This is a genomic window from Cellvibrio sp. BR (assembly GCF_000263355.1).
Lineage (GTDB): Bacteria > Pseudomonadota > Gammaproteobacteria > Pseudomonadales > Cellvibrionaceae > Cellvibrio.
On record NZ_JH668201.1, the window covers coordinates 718,473 to 737,419 of the forward strand.

Below are 18,947 nucleotides of genomic sequence, written 5' to 3' on the forward strand. Positions count from 1 at the left end.
AAATTCATTAATTACCTCTCTCTTCCACACAATGAAAAGGATTTGTCACACTTCCTGTTGCACTTGGCATCCCCATCATACGGGTTCGCTTAATCAAACAAGGCAATAAGATTTGTCGCGATGGCCACAAGTGACTATCTATAATCTCTTTGCGCAGAATGGCTTTTGACATAACCGGCAAATTCATTTCATTGAGAAGGCTTTCAATCACACATTTTAGTTGCCGCCAAAATTCAACCATAGGTATGCCGTAGGCCTGTGACAAAGCATCTGCAATTGCGCGCAAATTCACTTGAACGCCCAAGGTTAAAAAATAACTGAGCAATTGCTGTGGTGATAAACAAATCAAGGAGTTCGGTGTTGACCAATCCATCTGGTAATCAAGCAGGGGAATTTGTTGTTGCTGCAACCACGGAGGAAAGATGCGTAAGGTATCGTGGTCACGCAAGGTTAATTGTTCCACGGCGATGGAATTAAATGTAACCAGAATATTTTGCCCGTGAACTTCGGGCATCACGCCATGACTAAAGCAATGGAATGAAAACTCACAAAACAATCTGGCAATTGCGGTAAATGTATGCAGGGAAAATTCAGCTATTGAATGGTCTGTAACATGCTGACGATACAACCACTCAATGGCAGGCACCTTGCCTTTTGTAGCTACCGCAAGGGCCGACATGGGAATTAAAGCTTTACCATCAGCTTCCGGGTAACGCCGTAACAGACAAGATAGGAATCCGGATCGGTTAGATAGCTCAGACGTATTCTCTGGTAAGAAAGCCAGCCATTGGCTTTCATCACACAAATTTATTTTTCCTCTCTCCGGCATTCGCGCAATTATCGCCACCAACATTTGCTGCGCTTGATAACCGTTAAATAAATAGCGGGACGGCAGGATACGCAATGCGCCCAAACACAATAGCGCTAAGGGCAATTTGGCGTGCACTGCCGATTGGTGATTGGGAATTAGTGATCTACCGGATGCAGTGGGCAAGAAGCTTCCCAGGGATTCTGTCACCAATATTATCTGGCCATCATTAATTTCGGGATCAAACTCCTTTTTTAAATGCATTTTAAAATGCCAGGGGTGAACCGGAATAAGCGTATATTGTGTACAGTCCAGAGCAATGTTTCTGCATGCATTAGATAAAGCGTTTTGTTCTGTTTCGTTAAGCAACTGCTCTGCAATTACCATTCCTTGGAGTTGGGCATTACCTACAAGATAATTATTGTTCACTGCAACCCAGGTTAAACCAAACCCATCACTGGTTTCCGCAGAGTATTGCCGGAAATTCTCTGCACTCCACCCCTTTTTTGACTTTGCCAAGGGGTGGAATGGGCGATCACGCAGAGCCGATAATTGTTCCCAATGATGCAAGGTGACATGATGCTGCCGGCAATTTTCAATGATGATGTCGAGATATTCTGACGACCATGTCGATTGCGCCTGAGCTAAGGCCAAATTTTGCATGAAATCATCCAGCCCACTCAGGTCCGGCAAGGAATCTTCCGTGGCGTATTGCACCAGACATTTCATCAAGGCCAGTGCGTCATTAATTCCGGTTATTGTGCGCGCACCCTGCGCACAAAAAATAATTGGCCCCCGGCTTAAACGGCAGACTTGAACATCAACATCTGTGGTTACGCGCGCGACAAGGCATGCCCCGCTTTGCAGTTCATACGAATAATAATGCTCATTCTCCTGCAGCAAAAAATCAGGTAGCTCTATCGAAAAATTGAGCGCTCGGATGATTGTGAAGCGTTCCTGCAGAGCAAAAATATTTTCCATTACCAAACCGTCAAAAAGCTCTTTTAGCTTCGCTTCTGCAACGAAACTTTCTTTGTGATTTTCAACCGGATTTTCCATATGAATATTCATTGTCATTCCCATCTCATTTAAACTGCCAAGGATACATCGTACTCAGGCGTACAAACTGCAGGCGTTTTTTTGCGGATAAACTGGGGAATAAACTGCGCATCACCCTGTTGCAGAGTTGCTCGCCACTCTGCGTTATAAACCATATCCATATAGCGATCACCACGATCAGGAAAAAGAGTAGCAATACAACTGCCTTTAGGAATATGAGGAATTAATTTCTTGATTGCAGCCACCACAGAGCCTGATGAACCACCGGCAAAAATACCTTCATCCTTAACCAAATCCAGGCAACTTTCACATGACTCCAAATCACTGGCATAAATCACATCATCAATTTCTTCTTTAGCCAGCAATTCAGGCACACGACTCGCACCAATACCCGGTAAAAACCGTTTGCCAGGCTTATTACCAAACAACATTGAACCCAGTGCATCCACACCAATCACTTTTAATTCCGGATAGGCTTCACGCAATCGCCGTGCAATTCCCAATATTGTGCCGGACGTGCTGACACCCATTACCAAGTAATCTGGGCGCTCAGGTAATTGCTTTAGCAATTCTTCACCTTCACCATGGTAATGGCTTTGCCAGTTACGTACATTCGCGTACTGATTGATCCACACACCGTTTTGCTTTTCTTGTAATAGTGATTTAACACGGGCAATTCGCGTTTCCAGATATCCACCACAAGCATCACGCTCAGTCACCATTTCAATATGCGCCCCATAGAGCCTCATAATTTCCAAATTAGTTTTGGAAATATTAGGGTCAACCACACAAGTGAGTTGTAAGTGGTGCACACGAGACATCATTGCCAATGCCACACCCAAATTGCCCGAGGTGCTTTCAATTAAGTGCGCCCCCTTGGGAATACTGCCGTCACGCAACCCTTGCTCAATAATAAATTTCGCTGGCCGATCTTTAACGCTACCACCCGGATTTAATAATTCCAGCTTGGCGTAAACACGGACATCCTGGTTACCGAAAATGCAATTCAATCGGACTATAGGGGTATTTCCGATGCAATTAGCGATGGATAATGAGTTCATTATTTTATCTCCCTGGTTCGTGGGTTACTGGTTTGTGGGTTATTGGGTGTGGGTTATTAGTTCGTGGATTAATTGTTACTGGTGATTACAAACAGCATGAAACCGTAAACCTATGATTGGCTCTGCGTTATGGAGAACCTATTGCACAATGACTTAATTCGCAGCTAATTAGTTTTTTTCTTGTAAGGTCATCTGTGTCGCCCCGGAAAGTAATGTGCTTTTTGTTTGCTTCTCAGTCACACAGAAAGCAACAAACGCAGAAAGTAAAAATAAACCTGAAACCCAGTACAAAATATAAGTCACTGATACCCAGGGAATTAGTATTGCCACTAATAGCGGGCCAACAATTTGCCCAGCCAGCAAATACTGTTTTGCAAGCCCAACGCCCGCCCCCGGCAAGGCATTATTTTTATCGAGTGTCAGCGCATAAAATATGGTTTGTGCGAGCGCGGAAAAACATGCACCTTGAAAAAAACGTAATGCAACAATTAACCAAAGGTCGTGGATAAATGGCAGTACACCGATTGAAATTGCACAACCTAAAGCGGCCAGAAAAAAATTGCGCCGTGGTGAGTAGCGATCATTGGCCCTACCCCACCAGGGACTAAAAAGCATGGTGGCTGCCCAAGCTCCCGCATGGATAACACCCGCCGATGTTGCCAAGGGCAAACCCTGCACTCGACCTTCCAGAAAAAGCACAAATACATTAACCAATGCAAACGCCGCTGCTTGCGATAAACAGGCAGCAATTGCCCAATATTTCAAAGCGGTATTTTTTTGTACGATTTGACCGCTGTTATTGTCGACCAACAATTGAGAAGCACCGGATACTGGCGGTTGTTTTATTTTTATCGGTTCTTCCAGTAGCCAAGGCGCTACGATTGCAGCCATGCCAGCAAAGCTAGCGATTAGAACTAAAAATAAAGGCAGCGACCAAAAATCCATCATGGCACCACCAATTGCCGGCCCGGCTAAAGAGCCTAGTGCTGAAGCACTTTGCAATAAGCCCAGCGATTGCCCCCGCTGTGACGCCAAGCTTGCCGCACAGGAAAATGCCGTTAGCGTTAAGCTCAAACCCGCCGCGCCTAACAATAAACGCCCCATTAAAAAACCGATCATGGACTCACTCAGCGCCATTAAAAACATACTCACTGAAAACCCCGCCAGAGCCATAACCACCATAAAGCGATAGCCATACCTATCGCATGCTGCCCCCATTTTTTTTGAAAATAATATTCCGGTAATGGCTGGCGCTGCGAGTGCAACACTGGACCAATAAGGTTCGTAACCTTTACCTATGGTTTCCAAATATAAGGGCATAATCGGTACCATCGCCATAAGCCCCAATGTCGCTATACATTGGCAACTACAAATGAAGAAAAAATGTCGATGGTAATCCGACCAGAAGCGCATAATTAAATCCTTAGAATAACGACAAAGCAGTGCCGGCTGATTGGCTTCTTGCTAATTCGTAAAAATGGCGCGCACACGCAATATCATCTACTGCCATACCCATTGCATTTAATAAAATAATTTCTTCATTATTTTCACGCCCCACTTTTCTATTGGTGACTAACTCCCCCAACTCAGCGTGTAATTGCTCTTTGGAAAAACGCCCTTCAAGCACTAACTGGTTAATAATTTTCTTTTCGCGATTACACTGCTCCCAATCGTCAACCACAACTTTATCGGCGCGCTCATAAACCTCTTTATGAACATCCATAATGGATACATTACTGATGAATGCCCCTGGCTTTATCCAGTCGTATTCAATGTATGGAGAATCGGTCACCGTACAGGTTACAACCACATCGCCTTGCTTTACGGCGTGTTTGGCGGAATCCATTGCATGGAAATGAATGTGCGGATAATTTTCACCAAACTGACGGGTAAAAATTTCAGCGGCATGAGGGTTAATATCAAATAGATAAATATTTTCGATAGCAGGAAATTGTTCGATCAGTGTAACAATCTGCATTTTAGCTATGGGGCCGCAACCAACACAGGCCACGGATTTGAATCCGGTTTTTGCCAGATACCTGGCTGCGATTGCAGTGACCGCCGCGGTGCGCATACCGCTTATCAAACTCCCTTCTAAAATCGCGATGGGATAATTTGTATTTACATCATTAAGAATGATGACAGCGCTTGCACGGGGCAATCCAAATTTACGGCCATTTGCCTCTCGGCTACCCACCCATTTAATGCCCGCCGCCGGCGTATTGCCGCCAAGATAGCAAGGCATAGCAATAATGCGATCTGCAATATGATTTGCCTCAGGCCAACGCAAATAAGGTTTAATCGGCTGAACCACCTGCCCTTCAGCGTGCTGAATTAAACCCTGGGTAACGGCAGTAATGTAATGATGGCTGGATGCTGCCCCTAGCCCCACCAAATCACTTTGACTTAAATACAAAAGCGGTTCGGGTGAAATTGAAGAAACGGAAAGTAACAAGGCATTATTTTGAGCGGACATTGTTTGTCATCCTTTGAGATATTCACTTTAAACAAATGATAAGTATTTTCATTTGAGAATCTATACCCAACAAAATAATATATCAATGTGTTTTTGCGATTGAAGTGAATTTTGTCGCCCAAAAACAGATTAAAAACAAAAAAATATTTTTAATAAATAAAAATTAAATTAATTCAAACCAGCACAAGATTAATCACCGCTTCTACAACACATAGAGCGACACCGCTAATTTAATTTATGGATTTTTTAGGACCTCACATTCGTGAGCATAAGGAAATAAGAACTCACATTCGCGAGTGTAAGGAAAAGTGTATTTATGGCGCTTCGTGAAATGAAAGTAACTTACTTATTATTTTTATCATTACATAAAAAATATAAATGGCTTAACGAATTGAAGGTTTCAATTCGTTGCGTTTACTGCAGAAACATTTTCAGCTTGTATTGACGATAAGTTTGTTTTATTGAGAGGCGTAGCCAATTAAGGCTGCGCCTTTCTTGTAAAATCGATTACCAGTTATGGGTAAAGCTTAGCTTCAACACCGTTCCACTTGCAGGCAAATGACTGGTATTGCTATCGCTACGAAGAAGTTGACTGTAGAGTGGGTAGTAATAGTGGTTAAGAAGGTTTTCCACACCCATCGCAACACTGCTTTCGTCATCGATTTTCCAGCGGGAAATTAAATCGACTGTGGCATAGCCATTCGTATCCCTGCGGCTGAAACTTGCAACGCCGTTAAGTCGGTAATCTTTTCCTTGAAATGCCGTTGTTTGGAGTTTATGGCTCCAATTTTCTGAAGGCCGATACTCGACATAAGCAGTAAACTTTAACGGGGGAATACGATTGCCTGGCATGTCCTGATACTGACTGGAATTTTGTGGCAACTCCTCGCCTTTCATCCAGGTAATAGTTGAACCAATACTCCAGCGCTCGTCATCGGTAAAATAATCAATGCCGCCCTCAACACCAAAGATTCGCTCTTTGGTGCGGATCAGCCGAAGACCATTATTAAAACTTTGTACACCGCCCAAATCTGATCGGGACTCAAACACACTAAATGTTGCCAGTGAATTATCCCAGCGCCCCCGCCAACCCAATTCGGCAGTATCCGTTTTTACCGCCTGCAAATTTGAACTATTGATATTAAATGCAGGTGTTGCATTGCGAACCTGCAAACCAATATCCGGCAATTGAAAACCTTGGCTAAACGACGCATAAATTTCATGCGCCTTGGTCAAAGAAAACACCGTGCCGGCATTATATGTCCAAGCATCGTAATCGACTGAGCCGCCCACAACCGTTCCGGGATTGGCTAATTTGGATTGTGATAAGGGGATGAAGTCGTCGAAGCTTGCCTTGGCACGGTCGTATCTTGTTCCTGCTTCGATTGACCAGCGTTTATTAACGCGATGCTCCAATTGCGCAAATGCACCTGACGCATTGGTTGTCACTTCCGGCATATAAATAAGTTTTCCTGTTTTTTTGAAAACCAAGCCGCCACTTGCGTCGTAAATCACCGGATCAAAAATATCCAACGGCATATCAGTGACTTCATTGTGAAAATCGCCACCCCACACCAGTTGGGTAGTTTTGCTCTCACCAAGCGGTGATTTGATCGTCAAACGCCCGCCATAGACTTCAGAGTTTTGCATTGACTGATCAACATTCCCGCCACGCACAGCAACTCTACGCGCATCAAATGGCGCAAAGCGGGTGAAAAAATCCCGATAATAAAGTTGTGCCGCAAGTGTATTGCCCGCGATATTGCGGTGTTCGTAATCGACACCAAAAAGTGTATTCTGGACGCGATTTTGCTCTTTCAGATCAAGCCCTTTTATCGAGCGAGCGGGAACACTATTTGGTGGCAGTGAAGCAACAGATGGATCAGTGGCATAGTCAGTATCTTGCTGCACATCGTAATAACTGGCCGACAATTGCAAACGCTGATCTGCATTTATTTTAAAACCGAGTTTTGTCGCGGCACTGTAAATATTTGAATCAAACATATCGCCCTGGCTTGGCTCGGGTGCAATGCGATTTCCTTTTGCATCAAATGATCCACCTACATGACGGGCACCAAGGCTCAGGGTGTAATCCACCGCTTCACTTGCCGCTGAAATGTAATGCTGGACTTCACCACCCAATCCGGAAGTGCCAATTTTTGATAAAGGTATAACACCGGTAATTGTTGTTCGCGCCTGGGTTTCGCCTTCGGGTTTACGCGTGCGAATTGAAATAATCCCACCCGCCGCTCCACTGCCATAAATGGCGCTACTACCACGCAACACTTCTATTTGCTCCACATCGGCAAGGTTGATGTTGGCCAGGTTGCGTGAAGAACCGCGGTTAGTATTCAGCGGCACGCCATCCACTAGCACCAATGTCTCCCTGCCTCGCAATGTCTGCCCATACTCGGTGATGGTGTGGGTCGAATCGCCCATTCCTGCGATTGCTTTTCCAAGCAAGGTGGCAAGGCTGTCCGAACCTTGACGTAAAGTGTCCAGCTCTTCCTTTTCAATAAGCGTCACTGAGCGGGATGGTTCCACAACATTACTGTCGGTACGCGCGGTAACTATTACCGGAGGCAGGGCTTTCACTGCTGGCGGCGCGGGTTTAGTTTCAATGGTGTAATTGCCTTCCTCCAGTTTAACAACGCGCAAATTGGTCTCACTCAATAAGTGCGAGAACCCCTCCTCTACTGAAAATGCGCCCACCAACCCAGCGCTGTTCAGGCCCTGCAAATGATCGCTATTGAGACTTAAATTAACGCCAGACTGACCGGCAAATGCCAGCAAAGCGGATTCCAATGACCCCGCGTCAATGCGATAGGTTTTTACTTCCTGAGCAGAAATATTTTCTTGTGCCCATGCGCTGGGAACCATGGTGACATTGGCGATAGCCAAGCCAGTACAAATAACCAGGGCGGTATGGATCGCTGTATTGCGCGGAGTTAATCGGCGAGCGGGAAAAAGGGTACGGTATTCAAACATCGGTTAGATCCAAGTCAAAAGTCAGTGAACGAAGTTTTCAAAAGACATGACAGGCGAAACGCAAAAACCGGACACCCAAAATGGAATTTTTTAAAATTTATTGGCGAGGGTTGATTGTCACCCAGTAACGGGTGCGCGCATCAATGGCCACAGGCAAGGTATCGGCGAGCAAGCGGAGAACAGTGTCAGTATCCGTGAGCCGGAAAACACCTGTTACTCGCAATTCACCAACAGCGGGATTGCAATGCAGCAAGCCGGGCCGGTATCTGGCCAGCTCTTTAGTGAAATCCGCAAGGCGCATTCCTTGAGCGTAGAGAACGCCATTTCGCCAAGCACCCGCACCGGATTGAATGGGGGTTATTGCATCGATAGACCGGGCTGTGAAGTTCACTTCTTGCCCTGACTCAACAATTATTCTGGATTGACTATGGCGGGTTGTGATCTCGACCGCCCCCTCAAAGACGGACAAGCGCGTGCCTGTGTCGCTGTGCCTGACCACAAACTCCGTACCCAGAGCGCGCATTCGACCATTATCGGTTTCAACCAGAAATGGTCGGCTTGATACGTGAGTATCAGGTGCTGTTCGCACAAAAATTTCGCCGGTTTTATGCTCCAGCAGGCGCTGCACATTATCAAATTTTACATTCAGCTCTGTAGCAGTATTCAATACAACAACACTGCGATCTGCCAAGATAATTTCGCGGCGCTCACCGGTAGCCGTGCGATAAAAGTTCGTTTGATTAGCCTGGTAATACTGGACACCAAACCAAGTAGCGGCAGGAATAAACAGCGATGTGGCAACTGCGCGAAGGAACCTGCGACGGGATGCCAGCTCACGCGGTCGGTCAAGCACAGACATCGCTAATTTAGGTTCAAGGCGATTAAATTGGTCGACAAGTAACTCAGCGTTTTTCCACACACGCTGATGCTCGGCACTCTGCTCCAACCATTGCGACCATGCATTTTTCTCAGCATCCGACAGGTTTTTGCTGTGCATGCGCGCCAACCAATCGGCGGCCTCATCAATCACCCGGGAGGTAAGCTGTTCATCGCTATGATTATCCACTTTCATTGGTCAGTCACTGGCTAACATTAAACGCAAACATTGGCGGAACCCCTGCGCCATATAGCGGGTAACGGTACGCACGTTCACATGTAAACGGGCAGCAATCTCCTCATAAGTGACCCCTTCCAATTGGGACATAAGAAAGGCGGAACGAACTCTGGATGGAAGCTCGGCTAGCAGCACATCCAATTCGTGCAATGTCTCCAACACAATAACCTGCTCTTCAATAGAGGGCACCAAGGGTTCCGGTAATTGCTCAAGCGTCACCATAAACGCCCGCTCGAGCGATTGGCGCTCGTAATAATTGATCATCAATCGCTTGGCGATAGTAGTGAGATAAGCTCGTGGTTCATTGACTTCAGGGGGCTTGTTGGATTGGGATTTAACCCACACCCGGAGAAAAGTGTCATGGGCTAGATCGGCCGCCGTAGCATGATCGCCCAAACGGCGCCGAAGCCACCCTTGCAGCCAGTCATTGTGCGTTGAATACCATGCATCGAATTGCTGGTTTGATACAGCGTCAGGCGGCACTGAGGTTCTCCCATACTAACCAACAATTAAGCAGAGCAATTGTTGATAATGATTATTGTTTACCATCTTAATTAATTATCAAGACGACAACAACCACCTGTTAGCAGGGATTACTTGTCTAATCTAACGAAAGGTACTAATAGAGGCCGATCGGTGTCACCCGAAAGAACAGAGCAGCACCCTTCACCTAAATGAGCTGAAGCTTAGTGAACCTCACAAGCAAAACTGCTCGCCACCTCAATATCACCTGCTTTGTAGATAGCAACACTCGGCCAAGGACATAACGGCCTTGAACGGGTTTTGCTCCAGTCGGCAGGGAGGGATTTATTCTCAGGGTTCACTGTGGCGGTAAGGGTTGCAGGTGCCTCACCTTTTTCCACCCATGCCACCAGTGCACCAAAGGCGTCAAACTGATCTGTCGCCGGGCCGCCACTGCAATGGTTCATACCGGGCACGACAAACAAGCGTGCAAAATCTTGTGCTTGGCCCGCATAATTTTTATTGAGCTTTTCATACCATTCCACAATATCCACCGTGGTAAATACCGGGTCGCTTTGGCCGTGGTAAATAATTAGCTTGCCGTCGTTTTTGTAGAATTTTGTAAGTCGTGGATTATCCACATCGGGCGGGGTCATATATTCCATGGCAGACTTTTTAAATTTGCCGTGAGTCGCGTAAATTTTTGGAGCATCGCGGTCAAAATCAAATTCGCTTAAAAACTGCAGCAACTTCTCGGGCGTACCTTCCACTTCGGTGGCGGGTGTCGTGAACAAATAAGCGAGTGAGCCCGCGCCCATGGTGGCAATTAATGGATGGTTATTCCACGCGGGAATGGGGCTTTCAAATTTCCAAAAACGCCAATCATCATCCGCGATACCTGCGTCATACCACCAATGATTGTAAAGCGATTGACCTTTGCTGTTCTTCGGGCCACTCATCATGCGGGCGAAGGATTTTATTTGTACGTCAGTCAAACAGCTGGCCGTTTTTTGTTTATCACAGCGCAGGCTATTGATATCAAAAACATCCTGACAGTGGCGAACTTTATTGACTAAACCGTCTTTGATGCCATCCAAACCATCGCACATTTCAATGACTTTATTTGCCAACAATTTCATATCACTACGACTAAACGCGTTGCGTAATTGTGGATCAACTTGTTGAGTACTTTGTATATCCCACGCATGTTGCACCGCCGATTTTGGCAAATTAAACCCGGGGGCGCCCACTAAAATCCCATCAAACATATCACCGTAACGGCTGGCCGCGACCATGCCATGACGACCACCGTTAGAACAACCCGCCAGGTATGTGTACTCAGCCGATGCGCCATAAAACGCCTTGATAATATGATGGGCAATAGGTGTCATGGTTGCCGTTGCGGCGTAACCATAATCATCCCGCGCTTGCGGATCCAAACCAAAACGATTACCCGCCGCCAAACCATATTGCTGATTTTCTGCAGCGTTGCCCGAGTGGCCCGCATTGGTACTTAACACCGCATAACCCTGCGCGCGCGCCGAACCACCCTCTGCGGGAACCACAGTGCCGTCATTACCGCCATTCATTTGATACACAAAACGGCCGTTCCACGACAAAGGTAAACGCATTTCAAATTCAATGCCGTAATGTTTACCGTCGATACCAGTACGTGAATTGACAATACCATTCAGCTGACAAAAAGCGTCTGCTTCATTCACTGTTGCATTCTGCACAACCAAGTGCAAAGACGATGGAAACTTATACTCCATTAAAGCAGTACAATTTTTTGCAGATGTAGCAGGTGCGGCCCATGCAGGTGAAATAGATGTTGCAAACAATAAACTGACTAAGATTGCATTGCGATTAAAAGCAAAAAAGCGATGACAAAAAGAATGCTGCATGGAGATCTTCCTTTATAACTTTATAAGAATGCAAAAAATATAATTATTCATTTATATACCCATGAAAAGTAGTATAACCAATCCTGTAGAATCAATGATGTAAAAATTGCACGCGACAAAACACAATTAGATTTCTTATCACCTATCAATGGAGCAATAAATGATTCGACATATTCTGTTAATAAAATTTAAAGCCTCAGTACAATCGTCACAAATAACTGCCGTCAAAACGCTGTTTGAAACCATGCCAGATAAAATTGAAGGTGTTGTGGATGTGGAGTGGGGCCTGAACGATAGCCCTGAAGGAATGAATAAAAACTTCACCCATGCAGTATTAATGACATTTGCCGATGAAGCTGCCCGCGCGCGCTATTTACCGCACCCGCAGCACGAAGCTTTAAAGGAGGAATTTGTACCACTGCTGGACGATATTATTGTATTTGATTATCCGGTGTAACCCGCAACACCAACGACATGGCACCGGGAAGGCGCGCCATGTCGTGGTTGTCTTGAGCCTTCAAAAGCACACTATTGAGCAGATGCATCCAGCGAGTGGATGTAAGCTACAACATCTTTCAGTGCCTGCTCATCCGCCAGAGTTTTGGCAATTGCCGCCATCTGTTGACCAGCAACATCGCGTGGATCTGCACCGCGCGCTCCCGCTCGATATTTTTGCAATTGTTTTAGCAAGTACCAATCCGCCTGCCCCGCAATACGCGGTGCTCCCAGATCAGTATTGCCTTTGCCATCAGCTCCATGACAGGCCACACAGGTTGCAAAATACTGGGCCCCGCGCTGTATATCACCTTTGACCGTCGCTGGTTGTTTCACGCTGGGCAACTTCGCTACATGATGGGACAGGTGCGAAATATTGCGCATACGCTCTAGCTCCGGCTGGAGGAAATCAACAGCGGCGCGCATGGAAATACCATCCACATCCTTAAAGTGCGTACCGCGCAACCCCACCAGAAATTTCTGCAATTGCGTTTGTACATAGGCGTGGTCCAGCCCCGCTAGCGCAGGCGCGCCCAATGCAGCATCGCCACCTGCATCACCGCCGTGACAACTGGCGCAATGCTGGCGATAAAGCACAACGCCACTCTCCGGTGATGCCCACTGCCACACTTGCGGCTTGAACGCATACTGCTCGTAGTACTTGGCGTAGGTCGCCTCATCCACATTATTGTATTTAAGGGCAAGCCCTGAAGCCCGGAGCTTAAATACCATTTGCGATTCGCTATCAAACTGATCAAGTAAGCCCTGCAAAGCCTTTAGCTCTGATGCACTTGGCTCCCGGCGCAGGTCGCGCCAAACTTCCAATAACGCCGTGGCCATTAACGGCAAACGCTGATCTGGCAGGCGCTGCCAGCTGGCGATGGTTTTTGTGAGATCGCCCGATTCGCCCGCAAGCATCTTCCGAGTAAGCATGTATTCCGGCGTTTGTTCCAGTGTGGCGAAGTGTTGGAAAAAACTGCCTTTGACAGCAACATCCGCGCGATTTAGCGCCGCCCAATAATGGTCGCCATGGCGCAAGGTTGCCAGGGTAAAGGCTTGTGCCAGCCATGAGTCGGATGGCAGCTGCGTGCGCAAACGCAATAATTCTTGCGCCGCCACTTTGGATGGTTTTTGTTGTGCGACTGCAATAAGCGCCCAAAGTCGGGTTTTAGCATCTGCATCATCGAGGCTGGCAGCTGCCGCCACCAAGTCAGCGGGAGAACCGCTTTCCAACAAGGCTTTCACCGCATTTTTGCGTGTTGCAGGTGATGGGTGTTGCAATGCGCGCTTGATGGCCGCGACATTTGTTTTGTCCGCCATGGTGAACTGCCCTAAGCCTTGCAAGGTCCAGATAGCATGAATGGATTGCACATCCAAACCGATGGCATCGATTTTGGGTTCAGCCAACAAAATTTTGCGCAGCGCAGACACTGAATCAAACCGCTTTTCTTGTACCAACTTGCGCTGGGCAGTCATCCGCCAAAATAAATTGTCATTCGCCAGGGTTGCAACCAGCCCGGCGGTATCTGCCTTGCTTAAATCCAGTGGCTTATAGGCAGGCGCGCCCTTGGCCACAAGGCGATAAATGCGCCCGTGTTTGCCGTCGCGTAGCGGGTTTTCGTGCGCATTGCCTTTGCCGACTACCGCATCAAAACCGGCAGATTCTTTAGTAGGAATAGGATTATGCTGAATAATAAAGTTGTACCAGTCAGCAACCCATAGCTGGCCATCCGGCCCTACATCGGAATAAACCGGTGACAACCATTCATCGGTGCTGGTTAATAGGGAACCCTGATTGCTCGCGCGGTAGCTACTACCGTTTTCCTCCAGAAAAAACTGCCCTAACAAATGGGCGGTAGGTTCGCCAATAAACGCACTGCGGTTCCAGAAACGCTCGGGAAACGCGCGAGCTGTATAAAGGTTAAAGCCGGAACCGGCGGTGTAACGACCGTGCGAATCCACCTGCAAAAAATTGTGGGTGATTGGGAAAATTTGGGGAAAGTTATCGATTTTAGCGGCCATGCCTGGCGCCAGCTGCTCGTGCTGACCATAGACATATTTCCGCCACAGCGGCGCATGCCATGCAGGTGCATTGTTGGCAGTGGAACCAAACACTTCAAAATCCTCGCTCAACCCCAAACCCCAGGTATTGTTATTGAGCTGGGCGATAGGTTCGATGTTGCGGCCATCCACATCCATGCGATAAAGCATGTTTTGAAACTCACCTTGGGTCTCGCTGCGCCCGCCCGAGTAACCCACCGCGCCCCAGATACGATTGTCGTGACCGTAACGGAGGTTCGACGGACCAGCATGGGTATCTTCTATGCCCCAGACACTGTTTAGCACCTGACGTACATCGGCTTTGCCATCGTCATTGGTATCTTTTAAAAACAGAAAATGCGGCGCCTGGGCAACGATAAAGCCACCATTGACCGCGACTATGCCCGTGGGAATATTCAAACCATCGGCGAATACCGAACAGCGATTAGCGCGACCATCACCATCCGTGTCTTCACACATACTGATGCGATCAGAACCCTTGCCATCGGCGCGTAATTCATTGGGGTAATCCAGTGATTCCACCACAAACAGACGGCCGCGCTCATCCCAGGCAAAGGCCACAGGGTTGGCGATATCTGGCTCAGCCACAAACTGTTGCAGCTCAAAATCCTTTTCAACCATGCTCAAGGCCATGGTTTCCTGCGGTTTGAGTGGATGTTGATATTGTGGCGGCGGAGCCACTTTACGGTAGTTGGGAATAGTGCCTCTGTCCTCATACTTGGCCGTTGGCAGGGATTTGGCGAGCGCACGATTCGCCTTGCGTTTCTCGTCGCCTACGCTCCACAAAATGCCGCGAATCAGCAGATCGTGAAATTCCAACTGCCCCCAAGTCGCTTCGTCATGACCATAAGCGGTGTAAAACACGCGACCTTTGCCCTGCTCGCGCACCCAGGTCCAGGGCTCCTGGTCGCGCAGCATCAATACGGTACGTCCGTCCTCGTTGTGGTCCCGGTGTACATAGGTTTCATCCTTGGTTTCAAAGCCTTTGTAACCACGGAGCACCGGGTGATTTTCTTGCCCCGGCGCAATACGGGTAGTGAAGGTTTCCAAACCATGGCTGTGGAAACGACCACCCACCAACTTCACGTAAGCGTCTGATTTGCTGAAACAGGCGCTGGCGCTGTGTATGGGCAAAAAGGCACCGCCCTGCTCCACAAAGCGCAGCAGGCTGGCCTCTTGTGCAGGCGTAATTTGATCGTAATTGGCGTAGAGCATTACCGCATCAAATTGCGCCAAACCCTCAGCGGTCAGCTGGCTTAAATCCTCATGGTACTCCATGCGAATTTTTTCTCGGCCGAGCGATTGGTTCAACAGGGGAGCATATAAATACGACAGGTGATAGCCCGAGCCTTCACGCTTGTCATGGCCAATAAACAGTAAGTTGATGATGCCTTTTTCGCTGTTTGCCAGAGCGCTATTAAGGGGAAATACGGCGCTGGCAAGCAACAGAATCAAGGTAAACAGTCGTTGGATGGTGTAGTTATTTATAGTTTTCATAGTTATGTCTTTCAGAAAAATAGCGATTACACGATTTACTGCACGAGCGTGAATGCAGGCATGGTCATTAATGTGCCACCCGCAAGCGCAGACTCATGTGCAAGGATTCCCACACAACTGATATTGGCGGACTCTACCGCGTTGGGGTAAGCGTTATGCCCTTCCAATACTGCGCGAATAAACTGATGCACCAAATGTGGATGTGAACCACCGTGTCCGCCCCCTTGGGTAAAGCTCAGGTGCTGATTGCTGTCGGCGTCGTAAACACCACGCCCGGTAAAGTGACGGATGGACTCAGGCAACAAATGGGCGTAATCGGGCACATCTACCCATGCCGGAATTTCTGGCTCGGGTTTACCCAAGGTATGAATGACCGGCTCTTCGCCCTCGACCAGCGGCCATTCGTAGGACTTAAGCGATCCATACACGTTGAAACTCTCGCGATACTGGCGCGCGGTATCAAACAGCGAGCGATGGATTTGCGCCGCCACATCGGAATCCTGCAACTGGATATGGCAAGACTCAACCGCAAACGGCGAACCGTACACTCGCGCCAACTCATCGCGGATACGACCTGAGCCCACACAGGAGACTGCTTTGGCCAACTTGCGCTCCAGCCCCAACACCGGGCCGACACAGTGAGTGGCGTAATGCATGGGCGGCATGCCTTCCCAGTAGCTTGGCCAGCCGTTCATATCCTGCTGGTGACTGGCTTGTAAAAACTGGATTTTGCCCAGTTCCCCCCGCTCATATAGCTCTTTGACAAACAGGAATTCGCGGCTGTAAACCACGGTTTCCATCATCATGTACACCTTGCCGCTATCGCGCGAGGCCTGCACGATACGCTCGCAATCTTCCACCGAAGTCGCCATGGGCACAGTGCAGGCAACGTGTTTGCCCGCCGCCAATGCCATCAAGGTATGGCGCGCATGATCGCCAATGGGGGTATTGATGTGTACTGCATCGACATCAGGGTCGGCGAGCATCTCTTCGTAGTTGGTATAACACTTGGCCGCTATCCCAAACTGCTGTACCAGAGCCTCCATCTTTTGTTGGTTGCGCTGGCAAATAGCCACCACCTCCGCCTGCGGATGAGCCTGATAAATAGGGATAAATTCCGCCCCAAACCCCAACCCGACAAGACCAACTCTCAATTTTTTAGCCGTTAACGTCGCAGACATAGTTCGAATCTCCTGTGATACCTGTTATAGGTTTTTAAAAGTAGCGTTAAGCGCCTGCCCACCACTGGCGCAAAAACGCCTGGCCATCGCGCGCAAAGTCATCCTGAGTGTTGGCAAAGCGGCGCCAAATACACACCGCCTCTGCCAAACTGGAGGCATCCGGTGAAAAACTTTCAATGCCGATAGTGCCGTCATAACCGATCTCGATCAGCCCTGCGCGCAACCCGGCCCAGTCACTATTGCCCTCACCCGGCACACCGCGATGGCTGTCTGATACTTGCAAATGAATCAGTTTTTCACCCGCCAGAGTGATAGCGCGATGGAAATCAGTCTCCTCGATATTCATGTGAAAACTATCCAGTGAAATACCCAGATAGCGGCTGTCCGCCTGCTGCAGAAAACGTTGCGCATCCGCAACGGTATTGATCATGTCGGTTTCAAAGCGGTTGAGCGGCTCCAGCCCCAAATGCACACCACAATTGCCGGCGGTTTGCGCCAATTGTGCAAGGCTCGCGACGGATCTATCCCACTCCGCAGAGCGCAGGGATTCCGTTGCCAGGCGCGCTTTAGCGACCGGCGCGTACAGCGGGCCCACCACACAAGGCGACCCCAGCCCTTCTGCTAGCACAAGACAAGACTCAAAGTAATGAAACGCCTGTTTGCGCGAGGCGAGGCTCTCTGCACTCAGGTCACGCTCTTTGGTAACGGCGGCGCAAATCACCGCCGTTAGGCCCAAGTCCGTTAAGACCGGCTTTAGTTTTTCTACCGAGAAGTGGCTTGGGTCCTCCACTGGCAGCTCGACAAAATCGAACCCCAGCGCAGCAATTTTTTCGAGCAGTGTGATTTGCTGGTCGGTAAAGGGAGAAGTCCACAGCCAGGTACTAGCGCCAAATTTCATGGGATCAACGAACTCCTGCTTCAACAATTATTATGATGTGGCGCCATGCTAGCCTGCCCGCTCCCGCTGGCGCTTGTACCCTACCGTAATAAAATTGTACGATTCCGACATGAACCCTTTTGATGATTGGCTAACCCAGCTAGATCCACGACACTCGCCAGCAGAGCTTTTCGACTACATGCCCAACGTGATGTATTTTGTGAAAGACTGCGAAGGCCGCATCATGACTGGTAATCAGGCGTTTGCGGAACGCTGTGGTTGCCGCTCGCCGGATGAGCTTTTTGGTAAACGTGATGAGGAGCTTTTTCCGCTCTACATGGCAGAGAAATTTCGCCGCGATGACGAACTTTTACTAAAAAATGGCACATCTTTACTAAATTTAATTGAACTGTTTCCGACCCGCGAAGGACTGCCGGAATGGTTTATTACGCAAAAACTTCCGCTCTTTGAGCGCAGCGGAAAAATTCATGGACTTTGCGGCATAGTGCAAAGTTATGAGCGAATGTTGGACCACTCACAAAATCCGCTATTTCAAGTGGTTCAATATATTCGCTCACATTATGCGGAGCATTTGAGCGTCCCCGATATTGCCAAACAATTTGGTTTTTCCGAACGCCAACTTGAACGTCGTTTCGCCGACACCTTTCGCATCAGCCCTTCGCAATATTTAATTCGCTTGCGCGTGCTAATTGCCAGCGATCGCCTGAAATACACCATCGAACCTATTGCCGATATCGCCATCGACTGTGGCTTTTACGATCACAGCAATTTCATTCACCACTTCAAACGTATTTTGGGAATGACGCCGTTGGTGTATCGCAAGCGTTACCGCACTACTGGGTGATCACATCGATCTCTGCATAACCCACTCTGTTATTTGCGGAAGTATTTTGCAGAGCACGTAACAGCCCCAAGTGTAAAACTTTCCCTCTAATCCAGATTA

The 18,947-nt window shown here is 48.2% G+C and carries 13 protein-coding genes; 2 read left to right on the plus strand and 11 right to left on the minus strand.

Annotated elements, in window-relative coordinates; all coding sequences use genetic code 11:
- Positions 1 to 7: 7 nt before the first annotated feature.
- From O59_RS08340 to O59_RS08375, 8 genes are all read right to left on the minus strand, one after another.
- Positions 8 to 1,885, minus strand: a complete 1,878-nt coding sequence (locus O59_RS08340) for an IucA/IucC family protein (protein ID WP_040391756.1) — start codon at positions 1,883 to 1,885, stop codon at positions 8 to 10.
- A gap of 11 nt (positions 1,886 to 1,896) precedes the next feature.
- Positions 1,897 to 2,928 carry a 2,3-diaminopropionate biosynthesis protein SbnA gene (gene sbnA / locus O59_RS08345; protein ID WP_050977001.1) on the minus strand — a complete coding sequence of 344 codons (1,032 nt, stop codon included), beginning with the start codon at positions 2,926 to 2,928 and terminating at the stop codon, positions 1,897 to 1,899.
- Between the two features lie 168 nt (positions 2,929 to 3,096).
- Complete coding sequence (locus O59_RS08350) at positions 3,097 to 4,341, minus strand: MFS transporter (protein ID WP_081489673.1); 1,245 nt, start codon at positions 4,339 to 4,341, stop codon at positions 3,097 to 3,099.
- 10 nt (positions 4,342 to 4,351) lie between these two features.
- Complete coding sequence (gene sbnB / locus O59_RS08355) at positions 4,352 to 5,404, minus strand: 2,3-diaminopropionate biosynthesis protein SbnB (protein ID WP_007641505.1); 1,053 nt, start codon at positions 5,402 to 5,404, stop codon at positions 4,352 to 4,354.
- A 507-nt stretch (positions 5,405 to 5,911) separates the two neighbouring features.
- Positions 5,912 to 8,392: a TonB-dependent receptor gene (locus O59_RS08360; RefSeq protein WP_007641508.1), complete on the minus strand. Its 2,481-nt coding sequence runs from the start codon at positions 8,390 to 8,392 to the stop codon at positions 5,912 to 5,914.
- A 97-nt stretch (positions 8,393 to 8,489) separates the two neighbouring features.
- On the minus strand, positions 8,490 to 9,464 hold the full coding sequence (locus O59_RS08365) for a FecR domain-containing protein (RefSeq protein WP_007641510.1): 975 nt from the start codon (positions 9,462 to 9,464) through the stop codon (positions 8,490 to 8,492).
- A 3-nt stretch (positions 9,465 to 9,467) separates the two neighbouring features.
- Positions 9,468 to 9,989: a sigma-70 family RNA polymerase sigma factor gene (locus O59_RS08370; RefSeq protein WP_040391758.1), complete on the minus strand. Its 522-nt coding sequence runs from the start codon at positions 9,987 to 9,989 to the stop codon at positions 9,468 to 9,470.
- 203 nt (positions 9,990 to 10,192) lie between these two features.
- Positions 10,193 to 11,872, minus strand: coding sequence for a tannase/feruloyl esterase family alpha/beta hydrolase (locus O59_RS08375; RefSeq protein WP_007641521.1), 1,680 nt, complete (start codon positions 11,870 to 11,872; stop codon positions 10,193 to 10,195).
- A gap of 160 nt (positions 11,873 to 12,032) precedes the next feature.
- Here O59_RS08375 and O59_RS08380 point away from each other — a divergent pair, with 160 nt between their 5' ends.
- Positions 12,033 to 12,329 (plus strand): Dabb family protein, encoded by a 297-nt coding sequence (locus O59_RS08380; protein WP_007641522.1) that lies wholly within the window; start codon positions 12,033 to 12,035, stop codon positions 12,327 to 12,329.
- A gap of 71 nt (positions 12,330 to 12,400) precedes the next feature.
- Here the strand turns inward: O59_RS08380 and O59_RS08385 are convergent, their stop codons facing one another.
- The 3 genes from O59_RS08385 to O59_RS08395 are packed head-to-tail and all read right to left on the minus strand — an operon-like array spanning position 12,401 to position 18,004.
- Positions 12,401 to 15,925, minus strand: a complete 3,525-nt coding sequence (locus O59_RS08385; protein WP_007641524.1) for a PVC-type heme-binding CxxCH protein — start codon at positions 15,923 to 15,925, stop codon at positions 12,401 to 12,403.
- A 35-nt stretch (positions 15,926 to 15,960) separates the two neighbouring features.
- Positions 15,961 to 17,106 (minus strand): Gfo/Idh/MocA family protein, encoded by a 1,146-nt coding sequence (locus O59_RS08390; RefSeq protein ID WP_007641525.1) that lies wholly within the window; start codon positions 17,104 to 17,106, stop codon positions 15,961 to 15,963.
- Positions 17,107 to 17,152: 46 nt separating this feature from the next.
- Positions 17,153 to 18,004, minus strand: coding sequence for a sugar phosphate isomerase/epimerase (locus tag O59_RS08395; protein ID WP_007641526.1), 852 nt, complete (start codon positions 18,002 to 18,004; stop codon positions 17,153 to 17,155).
- A gap of 109 nt (positions 18,005 to 18,113) precedes the next feature.
- On the opposite strand from O59_RS08395, the gene O59_RS08400 reads away from it, so the two are divergent.
- Positions 18,114 to 18,848, plus strand: a complete 735-nt coding sequence (locus O59_RS08400) for an AraC family transcriptional regulator (protein ID WP_007641527.1) — start codon at positions 18,114 to 18,116, stop codon at positions 18,846 to 18,848.
- Positions 18,849 to 18,947: the final 99 nt, after the last annotated feature.

Excerpts from the sequence above, each read along its gene's own strand:
- O59_RS08340 (WP_040391756.1), bottom strand. The coding sequence starts at position 1,885 with ATGACAATGAATATTCATATGGAAAATCCGGTTGAAAATCACAAAGAA.
- sbnA (WP_050977001.1), bottom strand. The coding sequence starts at position 2,928 with ATGAACTCATTATCCATCGCTAATTGCATCGGAAATACCCCTATAGTC.
- O59_RS08350 (WP_081489673.1), bottom strand. The coding sequence starts at position 4,341 with ATGCGCTTCTGGTCGGATTACCATCGACATTTTTTCTTCATTTGTAGT.
- sbnB (WP_007641505.1), bottom strand. The coding sequence starts at position 5,404 with ATGTCCGCTCAAAATAATGCCTTGTTACTTTCCGTTTCTTCAATTTCA.
- O59_RS08360 (WP_007641508.1), bottom strand. The coding sequence starts at position 8,392 with ATGTTTGAATACCGTACCCTTTTTCCCGCTCGCCGATTAACTCCGCGC.
- O59_RS08365 (WP_007641510.1), bottom strand. The coding sequence starts at position 9,464 with ATGAAAGTGGATAATCATAGCGATGAACAGCTTACCTCCCGGGTGATT.
- O59_RS08375 (WP_007641521.1), bottom strand. The coding sequence starts at position 11,872 with ATGCAGCATTCTTTTTGTCATCGCTTTTTTGCTTTTAATCGCAATGCA.
- O59_RS08380 (WP_007641522.1), top strand. The coding sequence starts at position 12,033 with ATGATTCGACATATTCTGTTAATAAAATTTAAAGCCTCAGTACAATCG.
- O59_RS08385 (WP_007641524.1), bottom strand. The coding sequence starts at position 15,925 with ATGAAAACTATAAATAACTACACCATCCAACGACTGTTTACCTTGATT.
- O59_RS08390 (WP_007641525.1), bottom strand. The coding sequence starts at position 17,106 with ATGTCTGCGACGTTAACGGCTAAAAAATTGAGAGTTGGTCTTGTCGGG.
- O59_RS08395 (WP_007641526.1), bottom strand. The coding sequence starts at position 18,004 with ATGAAATTTGGCGCTAGTACCTGGCTGTGGACTTCTCCCTTTACCGAC.
- O59_RS08400 (WP_007641527.1), top strand. The coding sequence starts at position 18,114 with ATGAACCCTTTTGATGATTGGCTAACCCAGCTAGATCCACGACACTCG.